Here is a 25,650-nt window from a genome sequence, read left to right on the forward strand (position 1 = left end):
CATCCCGCCGCCACCACCGCCCTGGTTCTCCATCTGTTTCATCATCCGCTCCATGTCCATGTTGCCCTGGCCCATGCCCTGGAACTGCTTGAGGGTTCGCTCCATCATCTTGTGCTGTTGGAGCAGTTCACGCACGGTTTCCTCGTCGGTGCCCGACCCGCGGACGATGCGCTCGATCTGGCTCTGACCGATCGCTCGCGGGTGTTCTAGCTCCGCGTCGGTCATCGAGTCCATGACGAACTCGAAGCGGCGCAGTCGCTCCTGGGTGACGTCCATCGCGTCGTCGGGCAACTGGTCCATGAGCCCGCCGCCGAGTCCGGGGATCATGTCCATGATCTGATCCAGCGGGCCCATACGGTTCATCGCGTTCATCTGCTTTCGCATGTCGTGGAGCGTAAAGGTGCCAGACAGCAGGTCCTCGGGGTCCCAGTCCTCCTCTTCCTCCTGGGTTTCTGCCATCGCGCGCTCGACGCGTTCGGTGAGCTGTTTCAGGTCGCCCATGCCCAGTAGGCGAGAAATGAAGCCGTTTGGCTCGAAGCGCTCGATGTCCTCGACCTCCTCGCCGGTTCCCAGGAAGGCGATCGTCGAGTCGGTCTCGTTCACTGCGGTCAGTGCTCCGCCACCCTTCGCGGTCCCGTCGAGTTTCGTGATCGCCACCCCCTGAATGCCGATCGACTCCTCGAACCGGCGGGCCTGTTCTTTCGCCCCCTGCCCGATCGCGGCGTCGAGCACCAGAAGCGAGCGGTCGGGCTCGACCGCCTCGCCGATCGCCTCGATCTCCTCGATCAGTTCGTCCTCCAGGGCGTGACGACCCGCCGTGTCGACGATGTGGACGTCGGCGTCGGCCGTCTCCGCCATCCCATCGCGGGCGATCTGGACGGGATCGTCGGCGTCGGGGTCGCCGTAGAACTCGACCTCGGCGCGTTCGCACATCTGTTTGGCCTGATCGTACGCGCCTGGCCGGAACGTGTCGGTCTGAATCACGGCGGGACGCAGTCCTTTCTTCGAGAACCACCACGCCATCTTCGCGGCGGTCGTGGTCTTCCCCGAGCCCTGCAGGCCCGCGAGCATGATCGTCTGTTCTTCGAGCGGGAGTTCCGTCGAGTCGCCGACGAGCGCGACGAGTTCCTCGTAGACGATCCGCAGGACGTGGTCGCGGGCGGTCGTCCCACCTGGCGGCTCCTCTTCGAGGGCGCGGGTCTTGATCGAATCGGAGAGCTCCATCACCAACGAGACGTCGACGTCGGCCTGTAACAGCGAGCGCTGGATCTCCTTGACGACCGCCTGTACGTCGTCTTCCGTGAGCCGGGACTTCCCTCTGAGGTCCTCCAGGGTCCCCCTGAGGGAGGTTCCGAGATCGTCGAGTACCATTTACCCCGAGTAGACGACCCAGGCGCTAAAGGCTTTGTTCGTCGGGTCAGTGATCGCTCTCGTGGGGATTCACCTGGGTGCCGTAGTTCTCGGCGTGCTCGGTGTACTCGATGAACCGGGGTGCATCGGGGTCGAAGGGGCGCTCGAGGGACTCGAAGGCCTTCCTCTTGTCCCAGCCCTGTAGTTTGCCGACCGCGCTCCTGTCCTCCAGGTCGTGGTAGTCGAGGTCCGGTGCGGTCAGTTCCCAGGCGTCCATCCCGCGCTCGGTGCGGACGATCACACTGGAGTACTCGTCGCTCGATCCCACGGAACCGACGGTGAGGTCCGCACAGAAACCCGTGAAATCGGCACACTCGTTACAGCCCTTGAGGGTGGCGTCGTGGAACTCCGTGACGTCCTCGCGCAGGACCTCCTCGCCCTCGTGGTCGTAGACGATCATGTCGCCGTGAAGCACGTCCATCTTCCCGATCCCCTCGGGGGAAATCCCGCGGCGCTCCTCTAGTTGCTCGCCGATGAGCTTGTGGTAGTTGAAGTTCTTCGTACACATCAGTGCGATCGTATAATCGATCGCGCGGACGCCCGCGTTCTGGCTCCGATAGTCCCACTCGAAGTCCTGGAGCGCGCGGATCCCCTCGACCTCGCAGGGCGTTCCCACGAGCGCGAGGCTCGCCTCCTCGAGGGGGACGTCGAGCTTTCCGGCCCACCGGTCGAGGTCGAGGTTGCCGAGCGCCATCGTCTGGTTGTAGAAACTCCCCGCGTTCGCGACCAGCTCCTCGTGGGTGGTCGCGAGGAAGCTTTCGGCCTTCCACGGTTCGTCCTCCGACTCGGTGGCGATCAGCGCGCCGTCGATCTCGCCGGCTTCGAGCAGGTGGCTGAGCACGCTCGTGACGACGCCGCCGTCCTGTGCATTGCGCTGCCAGGACTCGCCGACCTTCGCGGAGAACTCGGTGATGGGGTCGCCCGCGCCCTTGACGTTGTCCTCGCCGCCCGTAACCACCCACTGGCGCTCGTATCGGAGGCCACCGCGAGGACAGAAGTCCCAGCACAGCGAACAGCCGGTACACATCTTCACCAATTCCGGCAGGTCGTCCTCGCCGATCCCGATCGAGTCGGAGGGACACGCGGCAACACAGGTCCCACACTGGATACAGCGTCCGTCGTCGATGACGGCGGTATCGAGCTCCATGAACCACGTCTTCTCGTCGGGTGTCTCGATGTCGTTCATCTCCGAACGAATCGAATAGGACGGGGTGTCGAGGTCGACACCCTCCGGCGCATTCACGCGCTCTGTCGGATCGCCCTCTAGAGTCTGGCTCGTTCCCTCGGCCGGCGTCGTGAACTGCAGGTCGCCGAGGCTTCCATCGGGGGCGACGTTGACCGCGCCGCCGCTGCCGTCGGCGGCCGCGTTCGAACCGCCGCCACAGCCGCCGTCCCAGCAGCCACACCCGTCGGTGGCGTGATCCGTGGTCGTTTCGCCCCCGTTCCCGTCGGCCCGCCGGTACCGGATCGGCTTCGCGTCCGGATCCGCGTTGGCGGGATCGCGCGCCCCACTCGTCGGCGGGACCCCCGTTCCCGCTCTATCGACATCGGGAACACGGGGGAGCGGCCGATCAGTCATCGGCGGCGATCCCCTTCGAGACGGGCGCGTCGGCCCCCCGCATCACCGTCCGCAGGCGGGCGTTATCGACGCGACGACACCACTCGTAGAAGCGTTCGTCCTCTTGGCGCTCCTCGGCGTACGCCGAAAACAGCTGTTCGAGCGCCGGGATGACCGCGTCGGCGGGAACGGCGGTCTCGACCCAGTCGAGAAACGCATTGTCGGTCCCGAGGCTGCCGCCGAGACCGAAATCCATCCCCTCGACGATGTCGTCGGCATCGCCGTCGCCATCGGTGTCCAGTTGGACCGTCTCGCCGCGGAAGCCGATGTCGGCGATCTGGGGCTGGGCACACGAGGCCGAACAGCCGCTCATGTGCATGCGCACCATCTCGAGGTCCTCGGGGGTCTCGATCCGCTCGTCTAGTTCGCGCGCCCACCGCCTGATGCGGTTCTTCGTCTCGATGATCCCGTAGTTGCAGAACTCGCTGCCGGTGCAGCCGACCGCCCCCCGCGAGAACGGGCCGGGATCGGGCTGGTAGTCGGCGGCGAAGGGCTCGGCGAGGAGGTCCTCGACGCGCTCTTCTGGAACGTGAGTGATCAGGAAGTTCTGATCCGTTGCGAGCCGGATCGAGGCCTCGTCGGTGCCGTACTCGCGGGCGGCGCGGGCGGCTTCGGCGAACTCCTCGCCGCCCATCCGCCCGGCGATCACGTTGAACCCGACGTAGTTCAACCCCTCTTCGCGCTGGTCGTGGACGCCGACGTGATCGCCCCGGTAGCCCTCGGTGAGGCCCTCGCCGCGCGTCGGGAGGTCGACCGAACACCGGTCGCGGACGGCCTCCTCGAAGGCCGCGGGACCCATCTGCTGGACGAGATAGCGCATCCGGCAGACGCCGCGGTTGTGCCGGTCGCCCAACTCCTTGAACGTCTGGGCGATCGCCCGGCAGAACTCGACGGCGTCCTCCGGGCGGACGAAGACGTCGAGTTCGGAGGCCATCCGCGGGCCGTCCGAGAGGCCGCCGCCGACGCGGGCGTGAAATCCGTAGTGGGGTTCGCCCTCGATCCCCTTGCGGGCGGGCACCAGTCCGATGTCGTTGATCTGCGACTGGGCGCAGTCATGCTTGCAGCCCGTGATCGTCATCTTGAATTTTCTGGGCAAGTTCGCGTACTCGCGGTTACCAGTGAAAAAGTCTGAGACCGCCTCGATCACCGGTTGGGCGTCGAAACACTCGTGATCGTCGAGACCCGCAGCTGGACAGCCCAGCACGTTTCGCGCGCCGTCGCCACAGCCCTGGATCGTCGTCAGGCCGACCGCCTCGTACCGATCCCAGATCTCGGGGACGTCCTCGATCTCGATCCAGTGGATCTGAACGTCCTGCCGGGTCGTGATATCGAGGTAGGCGTCACCCCAGAGTTCGTTCTGCTCGCTGCCGCCGTAGGCCTCGGGGGCGGTGGCGAAGTCGCGTGCGACCTCGCCGATCGTTTCGGCCTGTTCAGGCGTGAGATACCCCCCGGGAACCTTCGTGCGCATCATCAAGTAGCCCCGCTGGCGGCCGTGGGTGTACATCCCGGTCCACTTCATGCGCTCCCAGACGCCCTCGCCGCCACGCTCCTCGATCTCGTCGAACGAGAGCCCTTCTTCGGCGTACTCGTAGACGTCCTCGATGGCGTCCAGCGGGTGTTTCTCCTGTTTCCAGCGTTCTACTGCGTTCACGGCGGCCACCCCCTGTAGTCGGTCGACACGGATTGATACTCGGTCACAATTCTCATGCGATGAAATCGGGAGCGCGACCTAAAGGTACCCCTATCAGGGCGAAGACTGTCACGGATACCGATTAGCGGCGAGTACTGCTGCTAGCTGTGACACATGACGGCCAGTTGCCCGGCGACGCCGGGGCGTGATCAGCGCTCACAGAGCGTGACATCCCCGTTGTCGTAGCCGATCGAACGGGTACCACACATCTCCTCGATGGAGGTCTGGCGGACGTGGTTCCGACCGTCGGCGGTGTCGAACTGAGGGGCACCCTCGCGCTGGTAGTCGCGGTAGACGATCGTCTCGTGGTCGGGTGGTTCGCCGTCGACGGTGGCCGAGGTGAAACGCTCTTCGCCCCCGTAGCGGTTCAGAACGCTGGTGTAGGGGCTATCGCTGTAGATGGGGTTCTCGGCGCTACTCTCGGTCGTCTCGACGAGCGTCTCCATCGCCGTCACCTCCGCCTGCGTGTAGCCATAGCGGATGTTCTGCTCGGGGAAGGCGGGAGCGTCCTGTGTCGCGTCGCTATTCAGTACCATGCCGCCGGAGAAGACGAGCGCGAAGACGAGAACGACCGCCGCGAGCAGTTGGGGCGAGCAGTCCCGACGCAGCCGGTCGAACCCGACGGCGGTGAGGATCGCCATCACCGCATAGAGGAACGCGAACCACCGTCCGGGCAGGAAGTTGCGCAGACCAAAGAGCGGCGGAACGACCGTAAAGACCACCATGATCAGCGCGGCGACGATCAGCGTGAGTCCTGACTGGCTCGTGCGCTCTCGCCCGAGGAGATAGAGGCTGCCGACGACGGTCCCGAACAAGAAGAGGAGGAACCCGGTCTGGTCGATCAACGGGATGACGGTCCCCCCGAGGAACGATCCGGGCTCGCCGCCGCCCGCACCCGCGGCCGCGGCACCGCCGCGGTCGAACAGTCCGCTGCCCTCGATCGATCCCCATAGCACCACGAGGACCGCCTCGGTGAACGTCCGATCGCCCCACGGGGTCATGCTCCAGACCAGCATGAGCAACCCGAGTGCGAACGCCGAATACCCGTGGACGCTGTGGATGCGGATCGAGTAGCCGTCCTCGGAGAGGAGCCGTTGTCGGAGTTGGCCGGCGCTCAAGACGATCTGTGCGAGCGACCCGGCACCGAACAGCACGACCATGATGAACGCCGAGACCTGGTGGGTGAGCGCCATCGCGAACATGAACCCGATCAGCAGGGCGACCTCGGCGGGGCGGGGCCCGTGTTGTTGGATCCGGACGAACAGCAACAGGATCGCGAGGAAGACCACCAGTCCCAGACTCGTCGGAATGAGGTGGATCGACCAGACCACGACGAAGTCGCTGATCGAGTAGGCCGCCGTGGCGAAGACCGCCCAGCGCGGGTCGACGAACCGGACGGCCGTCAGGTAGACCAGCAGGCTCACGACGGCCATCACGACGCCGATCGAGCCGAAGAGCGCGAGACGTGGCGTGACACCGGTGAGAAGCGTCGTCGCGGCGACTACGAGGTGGTAGAACGGCGCGGCGCTGTACTTCGTCCGCCCCATTCCCGCGATCGAACCGGTGTCGAGGATCCCCCGGACGTACTGTGGCATATGTACCCAGACGTCGATCCCGACGTAGCCCGCCGATCCTAGGAGTCCGGCGAAACGGACCACGAACCCCAGCGCGACCACCTGTGCCAGCAACAGGCCGACCGAGAAATCACGGTCGGGTGTGAACGCGATCTGGACGAACACCAGCACCGAGAGGGCGATCGTGATCGCATAGAACGCGGGCCCGCGTCCGCCGGTCAGGAGCGACAGGGCTATCAGTCCGGTCGTACCGAGGAAAACGACGCCCGGGAGGGCGTAGACGACCGATCGGGAGACGGTCGCGACCCGATCGACCGACTGGGACCGCGTCGCGACCAGATAGAGCAGACAGGCGACCGCGAGCACCGGCGGGACTGTCCGCACCAGAACGTGGGAGAGGTAGAGGTTGAGCGGGATCAACAGCGCCGCGAGGAGGAGACCCCCAACTGCGCCGAGGGTCCCGAACCCGACCCGGTAGCCCCGGACGGAGAGATGCATCTACGATACCCCCCTTCCGATCGGTCCCGAACTGCGCCGCTGATACCGTCCCCTCCCTCGCATCGCCCGCTCTTTCGGGCCCACCCGCTTTATTATGGCCGGGGTAACATCGCGGCACGGTATATCGGCACACGATCACAGACCGAACTCAATTCGAAATCCGAAATCCGTCGAGAGAGGGTATGATAGGCGGTATATGGGGGAATTAATCTCAACAAGAGTGAAAGAATAGCGTTACTCAGGGACCGAGATCGATTCGGTCGCCGTCGATCGTGGTCTCGACCGGTGCGCTGGTCTCGAAGTCGGTGATCTCGCCCGTGAACGCGTAGGAGTCGGGTTCCCGGGTGGTACGGCCCGTTACCTTCGAGCCGTCGACCGAGTCGTAGTCGTTGATCGTACCCCCGTAGGCGGTGGATTTCTCGACCTCGCCCGAGACGGAAAGCTCGTAGTTCGCGGTCGAGCCACGGCCCGCGACGGTGAGTACGTCCCGGTCGGCGTTGGTATCGCCCGCGTCGTCCGTCTCGCGGGGATGGCCGACGTCCGCAGTCGGTTCGTCGGGTCCGAAGTGGTTGCCCGAGAGCGTGACCTCATCCCACCCGTTGCCGTCCGCGTCGTTGTGGTACTGGACAATGGGCGAGCCGTCGACGTACCGATCCGCGCCGGGATCGGTCGGATTGAAAAACCAGTTGTCGGCCACGCGAGCGCCCGAACCGGGCGTGCCGCGGATGGCGATCGCCGCGGTCGCGTTCCCGCTCCGGTTTTCGACGAGTTCGAACGTGTTGTGGTGGACGTCGATCCGGTCGCCGCCAGGGGCGTGCATCTCGAAGCCGAAGATCAGGCCGTTCGGCCCCTGCAGGTTGTAGCGGGCCTCGTAGCTACAGCCGGCTCGACCGCCACCGGCGATACTGTGGCGGTTGGCGTCGAAGTAGTTGTGCTCGATCAGCGGGTCGCCCCGATAGACGACGACGCCGTAACCCAACCTTCCATCATGTTGTCGTGGATCGAGCAGTGGTGGACGTGGGCCGCGCTGTCCAGCGGATCCGAGCCGTGGCGACCGATCCCGATCGCGGCGTGGGTCCAGCCGTAGAGTTCGCAGTTGTCGATCTCGCAGTCGGCGTACGCCCGCAGCGCCAGCGAGTCGTTGTCCCAGGCGTTCCCCGCGGGATCGTAGTAACCGACGTGGTGGCCCCGAAACCGCAGGCCCGTGATCCGCACGCCCGCCTCGTATATCTGGAAGAGTCGCGAGGCGCGTTCGTCGGCGGTGATCAGCGCGCCCGATAACCCGTTCCGGCCGCGCCCGCTGGCGAGGGTCACATCGCCCGGAATCGTGATCCGATGGACGCTCAGGTCGATGACCGCGTCGTCGCCACGTAGATCGTCTTCGATCCCCCGTCGAGCGCCGAGAGCAGTTCCTCGCGCGTCGAGACGACGACGTCGGCCTCCTCGGGCGAGACCGTCCGGTCATAGCCCTCGCCGCCGCCTACTTCCCCGCTCGGCGCTGGGTCCTCACGTGCCATGACTGGGGTGGACCCACACCGACCGCGCTCGCGGCGGCCGTGAGTCCGAGCGTGAGATAGGCGCGACGCCCCATTGAACTGTCGTCCTGTCCGTGGTGCATGATTTCTAAATATATATTAATAATAAATTTTGTGTAATTAATCATGGATTATACGCACGGCCGGCAGACTTTTCGAGCCGGTCGGTCAGGTTCCGGTATGGACCGGCTCGTTCGCTCGCTCGAGAGCGCGCCCGTCGTCTCACGCGACGGGTACGATTACTTCGTCCATCCCGTGACCGACGCCATCCCGGCGGTCGAGGCGCCGTTGCTCCGGGAGATCGCCGAGGGGATCGCCCGCGTCGCAGATCTGGAGGGGGTCGATCGAATCCTCACCGCCGAGTCGATGGGGATCCACCACGCGACGGCGCTCACCCTCGAAACCGAGATCCCCTTCAGCGTCGCCAGAAAGCGCTCCTACGGGTTCGAGACCGAGGTCGCCGTCCACCAGGAGACGGGCTACTCCGAGGGTGAACTCTACGTCAACGGAATCGAGGCCGGCGACCGCGTCCTGCTCGTCGACGACGTCTGCTCGACCGGCGGCACCCTCCGAGCGCTGTGTGGGGCTCTCGTCGAACTCGGGGCGGAGCCGACGGAGGTCGTGGTTGTGATCCGGCGCGTGGGCGACCCCGTCGATCTCCCGGTGTCGCTCACGTCGCTGGTCGAGGTCGAGATCCGGAACGGGGCCGTCGTCGTCAACGAGACGCCCTAGAGGAGGCGCTTTGCGATCGTTTTGGCCGGGCCGAGATCCACACCTAGCCGTTCTTCGAGGTCGAGGACGAGGACGATCTCCTCGCGTTCGATCCCGCCGAACCGGAGCGTGACGAGGGCATGGATCCCGAGAAAGAGCGCGAACAGCACGAAGAATACCGGGAGCGTGACGGTCACGAGCGAGGTGACGAGGAAGTAGAGCCCGCCGATCGCCACGAGCGCGGCGGTCGCGGGTTTCAACAGCGACGCGCTGAACGGGTGGATCCCGGTGCGGGTGTAGAGTTGGAGCGAGTAGGCGACGTTGAGCAGGAAATACGAGATGACGGTGGCGACCGCAGCGCCGAGATACGAATAGCGAGGAATGAGGACGACGTTGAGCGCGATGTTCAGTCCCGCGGCCCCGATGTTGTCGAGCATGATGAGGCGGGTATGACCCATCGCGGTCAGCGTCTTGTAGTTCGGGCCGACGACCGCGTGGACGAAGAAGCCGACCGCGAGGACCGAGAGGGCGAGCGCACCCTCGGTGTACTGGGGGCCGAACGTCAGACGGATCAGCAGGTCGGGAAACAGCGCGATGACGATGAAGATCGGAAGGGAGGCCATGAAGATCCACTTCGTGACCAGTTGGTAGATGTGGCCCATCTCCTCGGTGTCCCCCTCGGCGTGCAGTTCCGAGAGGATCGGGACGAACAGAAAGCCGAAGGAGGCGAGCACGACCGTCAGCATCGTCGCCAGCGGGTAGAGCACGTTGTAGACGCCGACGTCGGCCGTCGAGACGAAATACCCCAGCAGGAAGGTGTCGATGTCGGCGAGGATCTTTACCATGATCGCCGAGATGATCAACGGGGCCGAAAACGCGAGCAACTCGCGGTGCATCGAGGTCGCCTCGGTTCGCGTAAACAGCGGCGTGTACCGGTACAGGTAGTAGAGCCCGAGTCCCGCCGCGGCGGCGTGCCCGACGACGTAGGCCCACGCGACCCCGGCGGCGCTGTAGCCCAGCCAGAGGATCACTACTGCGAGGAGGAGGCGGGTGACGTGGGCGGTGACGTTCTCGACGAGCACCTTCGGGAACGTGCGTTTCGTCCCTTGAATCCCGCCGATGGCGAGCTTCTCGATCGACGCGAACGGCATCGCGAGCCCGAACACCCGTAACACCGGCACGACGTTCGGATCGCCGAACGCGCGGGTGGCGATCGGCTCGGCGAAGACGATCAACACGCCACCCGCGAGGATCGAGAGGGGCAACACGAGCTGGAACGCCGAGACGAGGACTCCCCGTCGCCGTTCGGGATCGTCGTAGCGCGGAAGGAACCGTCCGACGCCCGTATGCATGCCTAAGAGAACGACCGTCGAGACGGTCGCGAGCGCCGCCGTGCCGAGTGCGATCGCACCGTAGCCCTCGGGGCCGAGTAGTCGGCCGATGACGAGCGCGGAGAGAAACGAGATCCCGAGCCCGAACATCTCGCCGACGAAGACGATGCTCCCGCCGGTGAACAGTTTCTGAAAGGGTTCGGCGTCGGCCATCGAGGAGTTACACCGACCCGTCGAGAAGGTACATTCCGAATGGCGAACGGTGAACGGCCGCCATCACTCGCCCAACAGCTGGTCGACCAGCCAGTCGGGGTCGAACGGTTCGAGGTCGTCGTAGCCCTGACCGGTGCCCAAAAAGAGGATGGGTTTGCCGGTGACGTACGCGATCGAGATCGCCGCCCCGCCGTTGGCGTCGGCGTCGGCCTTCGTGAGGATCGCGCCGTCGATCTCGGCGGCGTCGTTGAACTTCTTCGCGCGCTGGACGGCGTCCTGTCCGGCGACGGCCTCGTCGGTGAACAGGGTCATGTCGGGCCCGACGACACGGTTTATCTTCTCGAGTTGGTCCATCAGCCCCTCGTTGGTGTGAAGGCGTCCCGCGGTGTCGCCGAGCACCACGTCGACCCCGTGGGCCTCGGCGTACTCGACGGCGTCGTAGATCACCGCCGCCGGATCACCGCCCTGTTCGTGGGAGATGAGCTTCGTGCCCAGTCGGTCGGCGTGCTCGCGGACCTGTTCGTTCGCGCCCGCACGGTAGGTATCGCCGTTTGCGATCACCGTGGAGTAGCCCCGCTCCTCGAGATAGCGCGAGAGTTTCGCGATCGAGGTGGTCTTGCCGACGCCGTTGACGCCGGTGAAGATGACGGTGACGGGCTTTTCGGCCGCGGCGATCCGCTCGTCGAAGTCGAACTGCCCGACGCTGATGACCTCCAAGAGAGCCTCGCGAAGCGCCTCGTCGACCCGTTCCTCGACCGTCTGGGTCATTCCACGGGTCGCGTTCTCCAACTCGTCTCGGAGGTTCGCGACGATCTCTTGGGCGACGGTGAACTCGACGTCGCTTTCGAGCAGCGCGAACTCCAGATCGTCCAAGGGTCCTTCGATGACCTCCGGGTCGATGACGATCTGGCCGGTCGCGAGCGACTTCGCCCGGTGCATGAACCCGCTGCCCGAGGAGCGCTCGTCGGCTGTATCCGCGACCTCGGTACCGGCCTCGTCGTCCTCGACGGCGTTTTCGGGCTCGACGGGTTCGCCCGAACCGGCCGGTTCGGGTTCGGCATCCGGCGTCGCTCGGTCGGCCGGCTCCGCCGACGGATCCGATTCCACCGTCGGTTCGGCCGCCTCGGCCTCGGCCGTCTCCGCTTCGGGTTCCGTGGCATCCTCCGGTTCGGTCGATTCGGTCGCTTCGGCCTCCTCCTCGACGTCCTCACGGAAGCGACCGAGCTTCTCTTTCAGCCCGTCGAACATGTCACTGCTCGTCGTTCTGTTGTTGCTGGAGCTGCTGCATCGCCTGCTGTTGGCTCTGCTGTTGGACCTGTTGGGCTCGCTGTTCGACCTCGTCGATCTCGGCCGAGACCTCGTCGATCTCGGCTTCGATCTCGTCGATGCGCTCCGAGAGGGTGTTGCGTTTCGCCTGGAGCGTCTCGGTCGCGTCGTCGCGTTTCTGTTCTGCGGCGAAGCCGCCGCCGACGTCGACGATCACCTCGTCGATATCATCGACCGTCGCGCGGACGTACGCGCCGCCGCCGACCGGGACCTGCACCGTCGAACCGGTCTCGAGCGAATCGAGCGCCGAGACGGCGTCCGTGATCTCGGCCTGTTCGTCCTGCAGGCTCTCGACCTCGTCTTCGAGGGCGTTTTGCTGTGCGTCGAGCTCCTGAAGCTGCTGGGAGAGCTCCTGCAGTTCGGGGCTTGCACCGCCCATGCTCATCGCGCGATCACCGTGTTGAGAGAAACGAACGTCATGCCCACAACTGGGCCCGCGAGCCGGAAGTATCTTCCTAGTCGAGATAGCCAAGCGCGTCCTCGATCCGCCCGAGTTCGGGCCCCGTGGTGTCCCTGCCCGCGACGTAGCCGAAGGCGTTCGCCACCAGGCCGGAGCCGACGAGCGGCCCGCCGTAGTTGATCGTCCCGATGTCGGCGTAGACGTCGAGGAGCTCTTCGAGAAAGTCGAGCTCCCCGTCCGTGGCCTTGGGGTGACAGAGCACGCCGTCGTTCGTCGCCACGGCGGCGGTTCCAACGGTTCTGAGACTCGCGAGTTCGCCCCGTTCGACCGGCACGTCGAGCCCGTCTTCGGCCGCCTGTACGGCCTCCCGTGAGAGGTCGGGATGGACGTACGCGCCGCTGTCGTTGGCGAGCACGACGTTGCCCGCGGCGTTGATCTTCCCCGGCAGTTCGGTGATCGGGAGGTCGACGACGTCGGCGATCGTTTCGCGTTCGGCCTCCGTGATCCGGTTGCTGACGAGCAACCCCCGCGAGTTGCCGACACAGAGCGCACCCACAGTAGAGGAGCCGCCGATCGTCGTCGGGATCACCGGAACGGCGAGTTCGTCCTCCAACACCTCGCGCAGGTCGTCCTCGACGTCGTTGCGCACGAGGACTGCGTCGTCGGTCGCGGCCGCGAAGACGCCGACCGACGACGAGCCGAAGAAGGCGGTGCGAAGCACTATCGAGCGAGCTCGGCTTCGACGAGCGCCTCGCCCTCCTCGGTGAACCGAGCCGCCCGCACGCGGAGCTTGCTCGGGGGCTTTCGCCGGCCCCGTTCCCAGACCGCCTCGTTGATCGAGGGGTCGAGCCGCACGGCGTCCTCGTCGACCTTGAAGTGTTTCGCGAGATGCTCGCGGACGAGCGACATCGCCTTGTCCGCGCGCTCGTGGCTGGCCTGTGCTTTGGCGTCCCGCAGCGGGACCGTCACCACACGCTCCTCGAAGTCGTTGGCGCTCATTATTCGTCGGTGTCGCTACGGCGCCAGTTTCGCCGCTTGGGGTTTCGCGTCACGTCGCGGTCGGTCTTGAGCATCACCCACGCGGGGATGCGCGAGTTCTGGCGATCCAGCTTCGCCAGCCGCTTCTTCTTTGCCTTCGATTTCTTGCCCATAGTACCCGGCAGTACCCCGTCGGCGCATAAAATCCTGTCCTTTTCAGAACAGCCCCGAGACCGCTTTCCCGACCCGACCGAACCGACCGGCGAAAGGTTCGGTCTCGGACCCCTCGCCTTCTTCCGTCGTGAGGGCCTCGCTCCGGCCCGTCGTTGAGGACCCGTCGTCCGTCTCGAACTCGCTCATCTTGAAGGTCAATTTGCGCTCCGGACGCTCCTCGTGTCCGTCCTCGTTCTCGACCCACTCGACGGGGCAGTTCGGGCAGGAGGCGACCTGATCGTCGTTGTCACCGAACACGCGGGCGTAGTCGCGCGAAACGTAGCCATCACAGCGGTTACATCGAACCATGTAAACATATAATATCTAAAGTATAATAATCTTATAGTTACTGGATAGTGACAGGGTGGCCGACTCCGGGGTAAGTACTATCACGTATCGAGCGGATACGATCCGACCGTCGAGTAGACCGGTCCGTCCGGACCGAGTTCGCTCCTCATCAGCGTCACCTCTTCGACGGGGGTTCGGCCGACGGGCGGGTCGCACTCGCGGACGAGCGTCCGGACGAGTTCCTTCCCGCCGGCGTGGTCCATCCGTGCGATGGTCGCGTGGGGCGTAAAGTCGTGGTCCTCGGGGTCGAATCCCAGTTCGACCGTCTCGCGCTCGATGGCCTCGTGGAGTCGAGTCATCTCCGCGGCTCCGTCCCGGACCCCGAGCCAGACGACGCTGATATACTCGAGGGAGGGGAAGACCCCCAGACCGCCGTATTCGGCCTCGAAGGGGCTGACGCCGGCGTCGGCGACGGCGGTTTCCAACCCGGTTTCGAGTTCGGGAACACGGTCTTCGGAAACCTCGCCGAGGAACTTCAGCGTGACGTGGGTCTGGGTCGGGTCGGTGGGTCGGATCCCACCGGCGTCCGAAAGCTCCTCCTGAACGGCGGCGATGCGCTCGGCGAACGCCTCGGGGAGGTCGATGCTGACGAACAGGCGCATGGCGGGTGTTCGACGGCCAGCGAGTAATCGCTGTGGGTCAGTAGTGCGGCGGGTGGTGCTGTAGCGGTGCGGTGGCCGGCGCGAGCGTGGCTGCCATCTCCGGCAGCTACGCGAGCGGGGCGGGGAAGGGCAGGTCCCCTACGCGAGCAGTTCGGAACCGAACTGCTCGCGATGCTGCCTGGCGGTCCTCGGAAATCGGAGATTTCCGGGACCCAGAAAGGCCGCTTTGCGGCCTTTCTTAGGGAAATGAAAAGGGCGAGCAGCAGACGCCAGTCTGCTGCGAGGGCTTTCGTGCGTAGGGCTTAACACCGTACCTCGCCTAGCCGGGTTATGACCGATTCAGAGGACCGAGACCACCGCTTTTCCGAGGGACAGGGCTTCTCCGACGCCTACGAGGAGTTCGATCTCGATCCCCCCGAACTCCGGGTCGATCCCGAGAAGGTCGACCCCGTCGATTCGCGTGTCCTCACCGACCTGCTCGACGAGCACAACGTCTCGCGCGAGGACATCGACGTCGAGTCGCTGATCGAGGTCGGCCTTTCGTACATGGGAATCAATCGTCACGAGCAGGCGACCACGACCTTCGAGCGCGCCGCACGCTTCGCCGAGGAGGACTCGTTGCTCGCCCAAGAAGCGTGGGCGAACAAGGGCGTCGCCCACGCCGAACTCGAGGAATACGACGAGGCGATCGGCGCCTACCGGGAAGCGCTCCGGATCAGCGAGAGCTCGGAACACGCCGCAGTCGCAGAGACCAACCTCGCGTACGCGCTCTGGGAGACGGGAAAAACCGAGCAGGCGTTGGATCACGCCGAACGCGCCGTCGAGATCGATAATCGATCCCCGCACGCCTGGTACAACCGCGGGTTCTTCCTGCTCGAACGTGGGCTCGCCGAAGAGGCGGTCAACTGCTTCGACAACGCGATGCGACTGGGACTCAGAAACGCGGATCTGCTCGCGGAGAAGGCTCGCGCCCACGAAGAACTGGGCGAGGACGAACAGGCCGAGGAACTCGCAGAGGAGGCCGAGGACCTGCGCGCCGAGACGGAACAACAGCTGCTGGAGCGATGATCCTCACGGAGCGGCAAACCCCGAAAGGGCTGTTGGTTTCCGTGTGTGATCGGAACGTCCTCGGAGAGACCTTCGAGAACGGCGACGTCTCCATTACCGTGACCGAGGAGTTCTACGGCGGCGAGGAGGCCGACGAATCCGAGGTCGCGGCGACGCTCGCACGCGCCAGCGTCGCGAACCTCGTGGGCGAGCGGGCGGTCGCGCTCGCGATCGAACGGGGCCACGTCGACGAAACCAACGTTCTCGACATCGACGGGACGCCCCACGCACAGTTCTTGCGGATGTAATCAGTCGATATCGAGGAGTTTCGAGGGGTTTTCGTAGACGACGGTTCGGATGTCTTCGCGGTCGACGCCGAGACGACACAGGTCCATGATCGTCCGCTTCATCGCGAAGGCGTCGTGTTCCATCGCGCCGATGAGATCGGTGTCGAGGACGATCCTATCGCTTCCGTACTCCTCGATCGCGCTCGCGACATCGGCGGGATCGAACCCACGTAGCCACGGCGCGCTGACGCTGAAGCTCAGATAACAATCGGTCGTCTCCAAGACGAGCGGAACGATCTGCGGGCTCGCATGGTCGATCACCACCTGCTCGTCGGGAAGGCCTGCCTCGTCTACGAGTTCGAGGTCGATCTCGACGGCGTCTCGCTTCGCGGTCTCGGGGTCGAGCAATGGGTCGGTAAAACTCTCGTTGGCCTCCTCGTAGCTGTGGCTATATCTCGCGGAAAGGCCGCCTTTGCTCGATCCGGGCGTGTGGATCAGGATGGGGAGACCGGTTTCGTATGCGACGTGCATCTGTTCGCGCACGACGTCGCGCTGTTCGTCGAGTCCCCATCCAACCGTGTGGTGGGTCGACTCGATCCCCGTCTCACCGATTGCGACCACCCGCTCGTCCGCACAGTACTCGGGCAGGGCCGCAAGCAGGTCCTCCGCTCCTTCGACCCCGGCCCACGTGTGGACGCCGACGGCGACGTACTGATCGTAGAAATGGCGGTGGTCGAAACACGCCGCTCGTCTGAGGGCGTCGTCCCAGAGAAATCGGACGTCATCGGCTGAGACGGGGCGATACGGTGCCCAGTAGTAGCCCGCCGCGATCATCACCGCCGCACGAGCACCGCTCAGATCGAATTTCTCGCGGTCGTTCCACGTGAGCGACTGGGTGTGCTGGTGGATGTCGATCCAGGGGATCTCGATCGGATCGGGTGTCTTCCCGTCGGGCGTGTCGCCGAGTGGCCGGTTCGCGAACGAAGCCATGCCGGGCCTACTCCAGGTGGGATAGTAACGGTATGGAAACCCATCGCATGAATCGCGGGCCGGGCGGGTACGTGAAACCGGTTCCAGTTACGTCTCCCCGTGAGGACCGAAGGAATGTTCTCCCTCGAACCCGTCTCCCTCATCAATGGGAGTTCAGGAATCCGCGCCGCTCGACGTCGAACGAATCCGGGAGGATTTCCCGATCCTCGAGCGGGAGTTCGACGGCAACCGGGTGGTGTACCTCGACAACGCCGCCACCACGCAGACGCCGAACCAGGTGATCGACGCGATCAGCGACTACTATCGGACCACCAACGCGAACGTCCACCGAGGGATCCATCACCTCAGCCAGGAGGCCTCCATTCACTACGAGGAGGCCCACGACACACTGGCGGCGTTCGTCGGTGCCTCGGGCGGGCGCGAGGAGATGGTGTTTACGAAGAACACCACCGAGGCCGAGAACCTCGTCGCCTACGCGTGGGGGCTGAACGAGCTCGAAGAGGGCGACGAAGTCGTGCTGACCGAAATGGAACACCACGCGTCGCTGGTGACGTGGCAACAGATAGCGAAGAAGACGGGTGCAACGGTTCGCTACATCCGGATCACCGAGGAGGGGAAGCTGGACATGAACCACGCCCGCGAACTGATCGGCCCGGACACCCGGATGGTCTCCGTAGTCCACGTCTCGAACGCGCTCGGGACGATCAACCCCGTGGGCGAACTCGCGGACCTCGCTCACGAACAGGACGCGCTGATCTTCGTCGACGGCGCACAGGCGGTCCCGAACCGACCGGTGGACGTCGAGTCGATCGACGCCGACTTCTACGCCTTCTCGGGCCACAAGATGGCCGGGCCAACCGGCATCGGCTGTCTGTATGGGAAAAAATCGATCCTCGAGGAAATGGAGCCGTTCCTCTACGGCGGCGAGATGATCCGCAAGGTCGAGTTCGAGGACTCGACATGGAACGACCTACCCTGGAAATACGAGGCCGGCACCCCGCTGATCGCCCAGGGGATCGCCCTCGATCGCGCTGTCGAGTACCTCGAAGGGATCGGCATGGACCGGATCCGCGCCCACGAGGAGTGGCTCACCGAGTACGCCTTGGAGCGATTAGGGGCGTTCGACGACATCGAAATCTACGGACCGCCGGAGGCCGAGAATCGGGGCGGACTCGTCGGCTTCAACCTCGACGGCGTTCACGCCCACGACATGGCCTCGATCATGAACGACCACGCCGTGGCGATCCGGGCGGGCGATCACTGCACCCAGCCGCTGCACGACAAACTCGGCGTCGCGGCCTCCGCGCGGGCCTCCTTTTACCTCTACAACACCCGCGAAGAGGTCGACAAACTGGTCGAGGCGGTCGACGACGCGCGACAGCTGTTCGCGTGAGCGAACGCTGACCGCAAAGGAGATCGCGAGCGGTCGACGTGTTCACGAGCGAAGCGAGTGGACGCTCGGAGCAGCTCTGTTGCTCCGGTGACGCGTGGCAGCTGTTCGCGTAATCATCCGCGAACCAACGAGACGACGGCCGCAACCAGCGCGAGCGGACTCACAGCGACCAGCGTGATCCCGAGGCCGGGGTAGCCGGCGAAGATCAGGCTCGTACCGACGGTCAGGAGGACGACGAACAGTCCGACGAGTCCGAACAGCAGGCGTCTACGGCGGGTAGTACGGGCGAGTGCCCCATCGGAGTCCATACGGGAGGTCCGTGACGGGACGCATTAGTTGTCCACTTTTTGTCGTACTGCGGGTTGAGCGAAACACTCAGGGCGACTCGGCGAGACGGCCTCGCCATGGACGGGAGTCCGGACGCGAGACGACGGCGGCTCCTTCGGGCACTTGGTGTCGGCGTGCTCGGCGGCCTCGCCGGCTGTACCGACACCGGGGACACGGACGCAGAGGACCAACCGGGTGACGGATCCTCGGGCGGCGGAGCCGGCGAGGGCGGTGAGGAGCCCCTCGCAGAGGACGACGGAGCAGCGGGGTCAGAAACGACGGACTGGCCGACCTACCGCGCGGACCCCGCAAACACGGGCCATCGGCCGGATGCGAGCGGCCCCGAGGACCCCGGGATCGCGTGGACGGCTGAAACCGGCGACTCGATCTACGCCTCGCCGACCGTTTTCGATGGCGTGGTCTACGTCGGCAGCTACGACGACAGGCTGTACGCGCTGGGGACGGAATCGGGCGAGGAGACGTGGGCGTTCGAGGCGGGCGGAAACGTCTTCTCGTCGGTGGCGGTCGCGGGCGAGTTCGCCTACGTCGGGAGCTTCGACGACGGGGTCCACGCGATCGACCTCTCGGACGGCACGGAGGCCGAGCGCCTCGAAACCGGTGGGCCGGTAGGCTCCTCGCCGGCGATCGTCGACGGAACCCTGTACGTCGGCTGTGACGACGGGAGCGTCTACGCGCGCGGGAACAGCGAGTGGGGGGCCGAAACCGGCGCGGAGGTCGTCGCCAGTCCGGCCGTCTCCGGGGGAACGGTCTTCGTCGGGAGCTTCGACGAGGTCTTCTACGCGCTCGACGCCGCGACCGGCGAGGAACTGTGGACGGTCGAGGGGGCAGGGGAGTTCGAGGGACCCGCCGCTGTCTCCGAGGGGACGGTCTTCGTCGGCGACAGGGGAGGGGTTTTCTACGCGCTGGAGGCCGAGACCGGTGAGGAGCGCTGGCGACTCGAGACCGGTGACTGGACCGGGTCGGGGCCGGCGATCGCGAACGACACCGTCTACACCGCCAACCGCGACGGCAACGTCTACGCGCTCGACGCCGCGACCGGCGAGGAGCGCTGGCGCTTTCGGACTGGCGGGGAGGTCTGGTCCTCGCCGACGGTCGCGGGCGATCGGGTCTACGTCGCAAATCGTGCGGGCAGCGTCTATGCACTCGACGCCGCCGAGGGAACCAACCAGTGGAGCCGTTCGATCGGCGAGGTGGTCTTCTCCTCGCCAGCAGTGGTCGGCGGGACGCTCTACGTCGGCAGTACGGACGGGAGCCTCTACGCGCTCAGATAGCCCTGCGGAACCCTTTTGGCTGCCACTCCCGTACTCGATTTCACTATGAGCATGGGATCGGACATGTATCGCGAGCAGATCCTCGATCACTACAAGAACCCGCGGAACTACGGCGAACTCGAGGATCCCACCTTCTCGCACGTCGGCGAGAATCCGATGTGTGGCGACGAGATCACGGTCGACGTACTCCTCGAAGACGACGGCGAGACCATCGAATACGTCGCCTTCTCGGGGGATGGCTGTGCGATCAGCCAAGCCAGTGCGAGCCTGCTGACCCAGGAGCTACCAGGGATGAGTCTCGACGAGCTCGACGAGATGGATCGGGACGACATCACCGAGATGCTCGGCATCGAGATCAGCCCGATGCGCATCAAGTGTGCGGTACTCGCCGAAAAGGTTGCTCAGGACGGCGCCGAGATCTATCGGGGCGAGAAGAACCTCGACAAAACGACGACCGAAGACTAACCCCACGGGCTCGACCCGAGTTCGGCCGTGAGCCGCGACCCCGTCCGGATCCGACAGTCCTCCCGTGGAACTGCGATACACAGCAGTGCGTAGCCTTCCGTTCTATCTGACTCTTCAAGCGCGCGTGGCATCCGCCGGTGTTCGATACTTCCCTTCAGAACCTGCCCGACACATTCGGCGCAAGTACCGCTCCGACAGTCGTAGGGAAGCCGGATCCCCGCCCGGGCGGCGGCCTCGAGGACCGTTTCGTTTTCCTCCGCGGAGAACGTCTCCTCGCGGTCGTCGGGCCATTCGAGGGTGATCTCGTGGGTCATACTCGATGGGAGGGGCTGTAGGCTCACATACCCGTCGACGAGGAAGAAAACGAAAGGAGGTGAGGCTTACTCTGGTTTCAGGCCGGCACCCTCGACGCGCATAACCGACTCGCCGTCGGGGAGGTTCGGTGCGTCGACGAGGCGAACGATCCGCTTGTTACCCTTCGATTTCCGCAGATACATCCGAAAGGTGGACTTGTGCCCGAGGATGTTCCCGCCGATGGGCTGGGTCGGATCCCCGAAGAAGGAATCGGGGTTCGAGGCGACCTGGTTGGTCACGAGGATCGCGGTGTTGTAGAGGTCGGCGATCCGCGAGAGGTCGTGGAGGTGCTTGTTGAGCTTCTGCTGGCGTTCTGCGAGCTGGCCACGCCCGACGTACTCCGCACGGAAGTGCGCGGTGAGCGAGTCGACACAGACCAGTCGGACCGGCCACTCGCTCTCTTCGTTGTCGGCGACGAGCTCCTTTGCCTTCTCGGCCAGCAGCATCTGGTGGTTGGAGTTGAACGCCTTTGCGACGTGGATCTTGTCCAGCACGTCCTCGACGAGCGCATCGAGTGCGACCTCGTCTTCGGGTCCGCCGTCGATCTCGCGGTCTGCGAGCATCGCTTTGAGGACGTCGTCCTCCAGTCCGCGGACCATGTCGTCGATCCGTTCGGGACGGAAGGTGTCCTCCGAATCGATGAAGATCGCACTCCCCTCCAATCCGCCCTGCTCACTGGGGAGCTGGACGTTGACTGCGAGCTGGTGGGTGACCTGCGATTTTCCGGCCCCGAACTCGCCGTAGACCTCGGTGATCGACTGGGTCTCGACGCCACCGCCGAGCATCTCGTCGACCTCGGGGATCTGCCACGAGAGCTTCCCGATGCGCTCGCGACGCTCTAGCACTGTCGATCCGGTCTCGAAGCCGCCGACGTCGGCGGCCTTGCGGGCGGCACGGATGATATCGGCGGCGCTCGACTCGCCGACGTCAGCGGTGTTCGAGAGTTCAGCGGGGCTCGCTACTGCGAGTCCGGTGTAGGAGTCGTAGCCGTTGTCGATGAGCTTCTCGGCGGTTGCCGGGCCGACGCCGGGGAGGTCTTCGAGGTCTGATTCTGCTGCCATACCCATCCCTTGTTCCCAGATCCGTATAAACGCTCGTTAACAGGAAGGTGAAAGTATAATTGACCGACGGAAGGGGGAACGGATCACAGCGGTCCGAACGTTTACCCGGCTAGTCCCACGGGTGATTGCCTGGGGACTCGGGCCACAGAGGATACCAGTAGTCGGTATCGTCCTCGACGCCGAGTTCCCCGTCCAGAACGCTCTGAAGTTTGAACTCGACCGACTGATCGCGTTCGCGGCCTCGCGTCGGCGCGAAGGGATAGTAGGCGCCCCGGCGGAACGAGTAGACCCAGTAGACGTAGTTCGAGTCCTTTTCGAAGGTAAAGAGCGCCGCCAACAGTCTGGATCCGTAGCCTCGCTCGATGAACGTGTCGGCCGCGAAGTGGATGCTGGTGACGAGGTCCTCGGGGTCCGAGTCGGTGAGGACGACCCAGTGGTATCCCTGCTGATCCATCCGAATCGAAGCGCTGGTTCCGGTCTCGGCCTCGCCGGCTTCGAGGATGTCCCGGACCTCCCGGAGGGTGTCCTCGAAGTCCGTGCTGTCGACGCTCGAAAAGCAGAGCGCCGCGGTGCCCTCGTTGGGGAAGTCGAGATCGGCCTCCATGGTCATGTAGGCCGTACTCATCCCGAAGAGGTCCTCGGGATCGGCCTCGCGGGTGGCGTCGTGCTCCGCGCTGTTACCCAAGACCGCACGAATAGTATCCATGATGCCCATATCCCACGATGGGACACCGGAAGTAAAGGTGTTGTAGGTCGCGGCCTCGTCCGGTCGGTTTCAGGCCGTTTCGAGTTCGCGTTCGAGGTCGCGGAGCTTCTCGATCCGACGCTCGGTCGGGGGATGGGTACTCGCGATCCTACCGATGAAACCCGAGCGAATCGGGATGATGAAAAACGCGTTCATCTCGGCCTGCTCGCGGAGGTCCTCCTTCGGGACGCTGTCCATCCGTCCGGAGATCTTCATCAGCGCGCTCGCGAGCGCGGAGGGTTTGCCGGTGATGGTCGCCGCGCCGCGGTCGGCGCTGTACTCGCGATAGCGCGAGAGCGCCCGGATGAGTAGGAAACTGATCGCCCAGACGACCAGCGAGACGAGGATCGCGACCCAGATCGGCGCTTGGTTCCTGCTGTCGCCACCGCCGCTGAACAGCCAGCCCCAGCGAACGATGATGAAGGCGATCGTCGAGAGAAACGACGCGATGGTCATCACCATCACGTCACGGTTCTTGATGTGGGCGAGTTCGTGAGCGAGCACGCCCTCTAGCTCCTCGCGATCGAGCGTGTTCATGATGCCCGTCGTCACGCAGACGGTCGCGTTCTTCTGGTTTCGCCCCGTCGCGAAGGCGTTGGGAACCCGCGAGTCGGCGACCGCCACCTTCGGCTTGGGGAGGTCGGCCTGTCGCGAGAGCCGGGTAACCATATCGTGAAGCGCCGGCTGTTCGTCCTCGCTGACCTCGTGTGCGCCCATGCTTTTGAGCGCGAGCGTGTCGCTGAAGTAGTACTGGAGGAGCGAGAACCCCCCGAGCATGATCAGCATGGGGATGACGTTCCCGAAGTACGCGACCAGTAGCCCGGCGAAGACGATATAGAGGGCGAACAGGAGGAACCCGGTCAGGGCCATCCGGCCACGTAGCCCCCAGTCCGTTTGCCACTGCATACCCGGGATACGGTCCCGAACATCTAAAGGGTTGAGTATTTCCCGTGGGACGGGGGGCGGGTTCGGTCTCGCTGCGCTAGCGGAGCGCGACGCTTAACCGAATCAAGCCGATAGCTCGGGTATGAGCCGATCCGCCTTCTGCCCTCGCTGTGGAGAGCCCGTCGAGGGCGGCGATCGCCCGGAGCTACCGGGTGCGCCCGCTGCCGCCGAAACGGGGCTCTGTGACGCCTGTTACTTCGAGGACTTCGAACTCGTCTCCGCACCCGAGAAGCTCACTATTCGCGTGTGTGCCCAGTGTGGGGCCGTCCACCGCGGGAACCGTTGGGTCGATGTCGGCGCCGAGGATTATACCGACGTGGCGATCGATGCCGTGGCCGAGTCGCTGGGCGTGCATCTGGACGCGGCGGAGGTCGCCTGGCAGGTCGAACCCGAGCAGGTCGATCAGAACACGATCCGGATGCACTGTCTGTTCACCGGTGTGGTCCGCGGTGAGGCGATCGAGGAGGAGGTCGTCGTCCCGGTGACGATCTCCCGGGAGACCTGCACGCGCTGTGGCCGGATCGCGGGCAGTTACTACGCGAGCGTCGTCCAACTGCGTGCGAGAGAGCGGACGCCAACCAAAGAGGAGCGCGAGGCGGCGAAGGAGATCTCACACGAGATCGTCGAGGAGATGGAGGCGACGGGGGATCGAAACGCGTTCGTCACCGAGATCGACGACACCGCGGACGGCGTCGACGTCAAAGTGTCGACCACGAACATCGGCAAGAAGATCTCCCAGCGTCTCGTGAACCGCTTCGGCGGCTCGTTCAGCGATTCGGAGACGCTCGTTACTGAGGACGAGGACGGAAACGAGGTCTACAGAGTCACCTACGCGGTGCGACTGCCGCCGTTTACGAAAGGGGACGTCATCGACCCCGAGGACGGCGAGGGACCGGTGCTCGTGGGGAGCGCGCGGGGCACCGTCAAGGGCCGGCGCCTCGCGACCGGCGAGCGCTACGAGTCGGGTTTCGAGGAGGGCGACGCGCCCGAGGCTCGCCGGCTCGGACGGCGCGAGGACGCCCAGCAGACGACGCTCGTCTCCGTCGAGGACGAGCGGGCGGTCCAGGTGCTCGACCCCGAGACCTACGAGTCGAAGACCATCCCTCGACCCGACTTCCTCGACACCGAGTCGGGAACCGTTTCGGTGTTGAAGAGCCGCGCCGGATTGCACGCCGTCCCCGAGGACGGGCCGGAATGAGCGACGATCCGCTCGCGGCGATCGTCCCGAAGAAGGAGGGGGAGGAGGCGATCGCCGCGCTCCGCGAGGAGGGCGTCTACGACGATTCGAGGAGCGTACGCGAGGCGGGCAGCGACGCGCTCGCACTGCCCGTGATTCGTCCCCCGAAAGGGACCGAGGTCCACGAGGTGATCCGCCAGCCCGATCCCGAGCCACGGGCCCCCGGCCTGGCGGACCTGCTGGCCGAGCGGGGCTGGGACGACGCGGAGATCGAACGCGCGCCCAAATCGTGGGCGGTCATCGGGAGCGTGATCCTCGCGGACTTCGGGGGCTGTCCCCGCGAGCGAGAGATCGGCGAGGCACTGCTGGAACTCCACGGCGGCGCGGATACGGTCCTCGCACGCGAGGGGATCTCCGGCGAGCACCGCGAGCCGTCCGTGAGAGCCGTTGCGGGCGCGGGCGACACCGAGACGGTCCACACCGAACACGGGACGGAATACGCGCTGGACCTATCGAAGGTGATGTTCTCGCCGGGCAACAAGGCGGAACGCGCGCGGATGGGCGAGGTCGTAGAACAGGGCGAACGCGTACTTGACATGTTCGCCGGGATCGGCTACTTCACCCTGCCGATGGCGCGCGCCGGCGCGGGCGTGACGGCCGTCGAACGGAACCCCGTCGCGTTCCGATACCTGCTCGAGAACGCGGTACTGAACGGCGTCGAGGAACGTATCGACGCCTACCGGGCGGACTGCCGGGACGTCGAGGTGCAGGGGATCGACCGCGTGGTGATGGGCTACTACGAGGCCCACGACTACCTCCCAGCGGCGTTGGAGGCGCTGGGGGACGGCAGCGTCCTCCACATGCACGAGGCGACCCCTGAAGCCGAACTGTGGGAACGACCCGTCTCGCGGCTCCGGGAGGCCGGGAAAACCGCCGGTAGGGACGTCGAGGTCCTCGACGAACGGCGAGTGAAGAGCCACAGCGCGGGGGTCGCCCACGTCGTCGTCGACGCCCGGATCGGCCGGAGCCGTTAATTGGGTCGAACGGGTTTCGGGGACATGGACAGACAACAGGTCATCGCGCTCGTTCTCGTGGCCCTGATGGTCGGCTCGATGATCGG

The 25,650-nt window shown here is 65.2% G+C and carries 29 protein-coding genes; 8 read left to right on the forward strand and 21 right to left on the reverse strand.

From position 1 onward, the window contains the following. From HAPAU_RS03560 to HAPAU_RS22170, 7 genes are all read right to left on the reverse strand, one after another. Positions 1-1,371, reverse strand: a 1,371-nt coding sequence (locus HAPAU_RS03560; protein ID WP_066379708.1) for a signal recognition particle protein Srp54, incomplete at its 3' end; no start/stop codon positions are given. Between the two features lie 46 nt (positions 1,372-1,417). Beyond that, positions 1,418-2,989 (reverse strand): Coenzyme F420 hydrogenase/dehydrogenase, beta subunit C-terminal domain, encoded by a 1,572-nt coding sequence (locus HAPAU_RS03565; RefSeq protein WP_066379712.1) that lies wholly within the window; start codon positions 2,987-2,989, stop codon positions 1,418-1,420. After that, positions 2,982-4,679: a nitrite/sulfite reductase gene (locus tag HAPAU_RS03570; protein ID WP_066380310.1), complete on the reverse strand. Its 1,698-nt coding sequence runs from the start codon at positions 4,677-4,679 to the stop codon at positions 2,982-2,984. Before HAPAU_RS03570 ends, HAPAU_RS03565 begins: the two co-directional genes overlap by 8 nt. Before the next feature lie 188 nt (positions 4,680-4,867). Continuing rightward, positions 4,868-6,790: a hypothetical protein gene (locus tag HAPAU_RS03575; protein ID WP_066379716.1), complete on the reverse strand. Its 1,923-nt coding sequence runs from the start codon at positions 6,788-6,790 to the stop codon at positions 4,868-4,870. A 238-nt stretch (positions 6,791-7,028) separates the two neighbouring features. Then, on the reverse strand, positions 7,029-7,769 hold the full coding sequence (locus HAPAU_RS22160) for a hypothetical protein (protein WP_084383657.1): 741 nt from the start codon (positions 7,767-7,769) through the stop codon (positions 7,029-7,031). Next, positions 7,730-8,104, reverse strand: a complete 375-nt coding sequence (locus HAPAU_RS22165; RefSeq protein ID WP_084383658.1) for a hypothetical protein — start codon at positions 8,102-8,104, stop codon at positions 7,730-7,732. Before HAPAU_RS22165 ends, HAPAU_RS22160 begins: the two co-directional genes overlap by 40 nt. A gap of 29 nt (positions 8,105-8,133) precedes the next feature. After that, a complete protein-coding gene (locus HAPAU_RS22170) occupies positions 8,134-8,307 on the reverse strand; it encodes a hypothetical protein (protein ID WP_157078413.1) in 174 nt (57 codons plus the stop codon). Positions 8,308-8,505: 198 nt separating this feature from the next. Here HAPAU_RS22170 and hpt point away from each other — a divergent pair, with 198 nt between their 5' ends. Continuing rightward, the gene (gene hpt, locus HAPAU_RS03585; protein WP_066379719.1) at positions 8,506-9,057 is read left to right on the forward strand and encodes a hypoxanthine/guanine phosphoribosyltransferase; all 552 of its coding nucleotides are present in this window, start codon (positions 8,506-8,508) and stop codon (positions 9,055-9,057) included. On the opposite strand, the gene HAPAU_RS03590 is transcribed toward hpt, so the two are convergent. From HAPAU_RS03590 to thpR, 8 genes are all read right to left on the reverse strand, one after another. Beyond that, positions 9,054-10,580, reverse strand: a complete 1,527-nt coding sequence (locus HAPAU_RS03590) for a flippase (protein ID WP_066379722.1) — start codon at positions 10,578-10,580, stop codon at positions 9,054-9,056. The two genes, hpt and HAPAU_RS03590, sit on opposite strands and share 4 nt — an antisense overlap. Before the next feature lie 63 nt (positions 10,581-10,643). Then, positions 10,644-11,828: a signal recognition particle-docking protein FtsY gene (gene ftsY / locus HAPAU_RS03595; RefSeq protein WP_066379725.1), complete on the reverse strand. Its 1,185-nt coding sequence runs from the start codon at positions 11,826-11,828 to the stop codon at positions 10,644-10,646. Between the two features lies 1 nt (position 11,829). Beyond that, positions 11,830-12,285 (reverse strand): prefoldin subunit alpha, encoded by a 456-nt coding sequence (pfdA, locus tag HAPAU_RS03600; RefSeq protein WP_066379727.1) that lies wholly within the window; start codon positions 12,283-12,285, stop codon positions 11,830-11,832. A 76-nt stretch (positions 12,286-12,361) separates the two neighbouring features. Next, entirely contained in the window at positions 12,362-13,027 is a 666-nt protein-coding gene (locus HAPAU_RS03605; protein ID WP_066379728.1) for a translation initiation factor IF-6, read from the reverse strand. Then, positions 13,027-13,305, reverse strand: a complete 279-nt coding sequence (locus tag HAPAU_RS03610; protein ID WP_066379729.1) for a 50S ribosomal protein L31e — start codon at positions 13,303-13,305, stop codon at positions 13,027-13,029. Before HAPAU_RS03610 ends, HAPAU_RS03605 begins: the two co-directional genes overlap by 1 nt. Beyond that, positions 13,305-13,457 (reverse strand): 50S ribosomal protein L39e, encoded by a 153-nt coding sequence (locus HAPAU_RS03615; RefSeq protein WP_066379730.1) that lies wholly within the window; start codon positions 13,455-13,457, stop codon positions 13,305-13,307. Before HAPAU_RS03615 ends, HAPAU_RS03610 begins: the two co-directional genes overlap by 1 nt. A 43-nt stretch (positions 13,458-13,500) precedes the next feature. Continuing rightward, positions 13,501-13,806 carry a DUF7563 family protein gene (locus HAPAU_RS03620; RefSeq protein WP_066379731.1) on the reverse strand — a complete coding sequence of 102 codons (306 nt, stop codon included), beginning with the start codon at positions 13,804-13,806 and terminating at the stop codon, positions 13,501-13,503. Between the two features lie 80 nt (positions 13,807-13,886). Further along, positions 13,887-14,447: an RNA 2',3'-cyclic phosphodiesterase gene (gene thpR / locus HAPAU_RS03625; RefSeq protein ID WP_066379734.1), complete on the reverse strand. Its 561-nt coding sequence runs from the start codon at positions 14,445-14,447 to the stop codon at positions 13,887-13,889. Positions 14,448-14,777: 330 nt separating this feature from the next. Here thpR and HAPAU_RS03630 point away from each other — a divergent pair, with 330 nt between their 5' ends. Further along, positions 14,778-15,515, forward strand: coding sequence for a tetratricopeptide repeat protein (locus tag HAPAU_RS03630; RefSeq protein WP_066379737.1), 738 nt, complete (start codon positions 14,778-14,780; stop codon positions 15,513-15,515). Then, a complete protein-coding gene (locus tag HAPAU_RS03635) occupies positions 15,512-15,802 on the forward strand; it encodes a DUF424 domain-containing protein (RefSeq protein WP_066379739.1) in 291 nt (96 codons plus the stop codon). Before HAPAU_RS03630 ends, HAPAU_RS03635 begins: the two co-directional genes overlap by 4 nt. On the opposite strand, the gene HAPAU_RS03640 is transcribed toward HAPAU_RS03635, so the two are convergent. Continuing rightward, positions 15,803-16,771 carry a TatD family hydrolase gene (locus HAPAU_RS03640; protein ID WP_066379741.1) on the reverse strand — a complete coding sequence of 323 codons (969 nt, stop codon included), beginning with the start codon at positions 16,769-16,771 and terminating at the stop codon, positions 15,803-15,805. It abuts the gene before it with no gap. Between the two features lie 145 nt (positions 16,772-16,916). Here HAPAU_RS03640 and HAPAU_RS03645 point away from each other — a divergent pair, with 145 nt between their 5' ends. Continuing rightward, positions 16,917-18,164, forward strand: coding sequence for an aminotransferase class V-fold PLP-dependent enzyme (locus HAPAU_RS03645; protein ID WP_066379748.1), 1,248 nt, complete (start codon positions 16,917-16,919; stop codon positions 18,162-18,164). 113 nt (positions 18,165-18,277) lie between these two features. Here HAPAU_RS03645 and HAPAU_RS03650 read toward each other — a convergent pair whose 3' ends face one another. Further along, the gene (locus HAPAU_RS03650) at positions 18,278-18,472 is read right to left on the reverse strand and encodes a hypothetical protein (protein WP_066379750.1); all 195 of its coding nucleotides are present in this window, start codon (positions 18,470-18,472) and stop codon (positions 18,278-18,280) included. Between the two features lie 96 nt (positions 18,473-18,568). On the opposite strand from HAPAU_RS03650, the gene HAPAU_RS03655 reads away from it, so the two are divergent. Next, a complete protein-coding gene (locus tag HAPAU_RS03655) occupies positions 18,569-19,783 on the forward strand; it encodes an outer membrane protein assembly factor BamB family protein (RefSeq protein WP_066379752.1) in 1,215 nt (404 codons plus the stop codon). Between the two features lie 45 nt (positions 19,784-19,828). After that, the gene (locus tag HAPAU_RS03660) at positions 19,829-20,248 is read left to right on the forward strand and encodes an iron-sulfur cluster assembly scaffold protein (protein WP_066379754.1); all 420 of its coding nucleotides are present in this window, start codon (positions 19,829-19,831) and stop codon (positions 20,246-20,248) included. Here HAPAU_RS03660 and HAPAU_RS03665 read toward each other — a convergent pair. From HAPAU_RS03665 to htpX, 4 genes are all read right to left on the reverse strand, one after another. Continuing rightward, entirely contained in the window at positions 20,245-20,562 is a 318-nt protein-coding gene (locus tag HAPAU_RS03665; RefSeq protein WP_066379756.1) for a 2Fe-2S iron-sulfur cluster-binding protein, read from the reverse strand. The genes HAPAU_RS03660 and HAPAU_RS03665 overlap by 4 nt on opposite strands. Before the next feature lie 66 nt (positions 20,563-20,628). Next, a complete protein-coding gene (radA, locus tag HAPAU_RS03670) occupies positions 20,629-21,663 on the reverse strand; it encodes a DNA repair and recombination protein RadA (RefSeq protein WP_066379759.1) in 1,035 nt (344 codons plus the stop codon). A 109-nt stretch (positions 21,664-21,772) separates the two neighbouring features. Next, positions 21,773-22,378, reverse strand: a complete 606-nt coding sequence (gene pspAB, locus HAPAU_RS03675) for a PspA-associated protein PspAB (RefSeq protein WP_066379761.1) — start codon at positions 22,376-22,378, stop codon at positions 21,773-21,775. A gap of 60 nt (positions 22,379-22,438) precedes the next feature. Further along, positions 22,439-23,314: a zinc metalloprotease HtpX gene (gene htpX / locus HAPAU_RS03680; protein WP_066379763.1), complete on the reverse strand. Its 876-nt coding sequence runs from the start codon at positions 23,312-23,314 to the stop codon at positions 22,439-22,441. A 121-nt stretch (positions 23,315-23,435) separates the two neighbouring features. Here htpX and HAPAU_RS03685 point away from each other — a divergent pair, with 121 nt between their 5' ends. Then, a complete protein-coding gene (locus HAPAU_RS03685; RefSeq protein WP_066379766.1) occupies positions 23,436-24,551 on the forward strand; it encodes a 60S ribosomal export protein NMD3 in 1,116 nt (371 codons plus the stop codon). Further along, a complete protein-coding gene (locus tag HAPAU_RS03690; RefSeq protein ID WP_066379769.1) occupies positions 24,548-25,564 on the forward strand; it encodes a class I SAM-dependent methyltransferase in 1,017 nt (338 codons plus the stop codon). Before HAPAU_RS03685 ends, HAPAU_RS03690 begins: the two co-directional genes overlap by 4 nt. Positions 25,565-25,650: the final 86 nt, after the last annotated feature.

This window comes from Halalkalicoccus paucihalophilus, from assembly GCF_001593955.1.
GTDB lineage: Archaea > Halobacteriota > Halobacteria > Halobacteriales > Halalkalicoccaceae > Halalkalicoccus > Halalkalicoccus paucihalophilus.

Bases quoted from the DNA above. Each gene is read 5' to 3' on its own strand.
- HAPAU_RS03665 (WP_066379756.1), bottom strand. From the start codon at position 20,562: ATGACCCACGAGATCACCCTCGAATGGCCCGACGACCGCGAGGAGACG.
- pspAB (WP_066379761.1), bottom strand. From the start codon at position 22,378: ATGGGCATCATGGATACTATTCGTGCGGTCTTGGGTAACAGCGCGGAG.
- HAPAU_RS03630 (WP_066379737.1), top strand. From the start codon at position 14,778: ATGACCGATTCAGAGGACCGAGACCACCGCTTTTCCGAGGGACAGGGC.
- HAPAU_RS03635 (WP_066379739.1), top strand. From the start codon at position 15,512: ATGATCCTCACGGAGCGGCAAACCCCGAAAGGGCTGTTGGTTTCCGTG.
- HAPAU_RS03575 (WP_066379716.1), bottom strand. From the start codon at position 6,790: ATGCATCTCTCCGTCCGGGGCTACCGGGTCGGGTTCGGGACCCTCGGC.
- HAPAU_RS03685 (WP_066379766.1), top strand. From the start codon at position 23,436: ATGAGCCGATCCGCCTTCTGCCCTCGCTGTGGAGAGCCCGTCGAGGGC.
- HAPAU_RS03565 (WP_066379712.1), bottom strand. From the start codon at position 2,989: ATGACTGATCGGCCGCTCCCCCGTGTTCCCGATGTCGATAGAGCGGGA.
- HAPAU_RS03610 (WP_066379729.1), bottom strand. From the start codon at position 13,305: ATGAGCGCCAACGACTTCGAGGAGCGTGTGGTGACGGTCCCGCTGCGG.
- HAPAU_RS03690 (WP_066379769.1), top strand. From the start codon at position 24,548: ATGAGCGACGATCCGCTCGCGGCGATCGTCCCGAAGAAGGAGGGGGAG.
- HAPAU_RS03615 (WP_066379730.1), bottom strand. From the start codon at position 13,457: ATGGGCAAGAAATCGAAGGCAAAGAAGAAGCGGCTGGCGAAGCTGGAT.
- pfdA (WP_066379727.1), bottom strand. From the start codon at position 12,285: ATGGGCGGTGCAAGCCCCGAACTGCAGGAGCTCTCCCAGCAGCTTCAG.
- HAPAU_RS03590 (WP_066379722.1), bottom strand. From the start codon at position 10,580: ATGGCCGACGCCGAACCCTTTCAGAAACTGTTCACCGGCGGGAGCATC.
- hpt (WP_066379719.1), top strand. From the start codon at position 8,506: ATGGACCGGCTCGTTCGCTCGCTCGAGAGCGCGCCCGTCGTCTCACGC.
- HAPAU_RS03640 (WP_066379741.1), bottom strand. From the start codon at position 16,771: ATGGCTTCGTTCGCGAACCGGCCACTCGGCGACACGCCCGACGGGAAG.
- HAPAU_RS03660 (WP_066379754.1), top strand. From the start codon at position 19,829: ATGAGCATGGGATCGGACATGTATCGCGAGCAGATCCTCGATCACTAC.
- HAPAU_RS03645 (WP_066379748.1), top strand. From the start codon at position 16,917: ATGGGAGTTCAGGAATCCGCGCCGCTCGACGTCGAACGAATCCGGGAG.
- htpX (WP_066379763.1), bottom strand. From the start codon at position 23,314: ATGCAGTGGCAAACGGACTGGGGGCTACGTGGCCGGATGGCCCTGACC.
- HAPAU_RS03655 (WP_066379752.1), top strand. From the start codon at position 18,569: ATGGACGGGAGTCCGGACGCGAGACGACGGCGGCTCCTTCGGGCACTT.
- thpR (WP_066379734.1), bottom strand. From the start codon at position 14,447: ATGCGCCTGTTCGTCAGCATCGACCTCCCCGAGGCGTTCGCCGAGCGC.
- radA (WP_066379759.1), bottom strand. From the start codon at position 21,663: ATGGCAGCAGAATCAGACCTCGAAGACCTCCCCGGCGTCGGCCCGGCA.
- HAPAU_RS22170 (WP_157078413.1), bottom strand. From the start codon at position 8,307: ATGGCACGTGAGGACCCAGCGCCGAGCGGGGAAGTAGGCGGCGGCGAG.
- ftsY (WP_066379725.1), bottom strand. From the start codon at position 11,828: ATGTTCGACGGGCTGAAAGAGAAGCTCGGTCGCTTCCGTGAGGACGTC.
- HAPAU_RS03650 (WP_066379750.1), bottom strand. From the start codon at position 18,472: ATGGACTCCGATGGGGCACTCGCCCGTACTACCCGCCGTAGACGCCTG.
- HAPAU_RS03620 (WP_066379731.1), bottom strand. From the start codon at position 13,806: ATGGTTCGATGTAACCGCTGTGATGGCTACGTTTCGCGCGACTACGCC.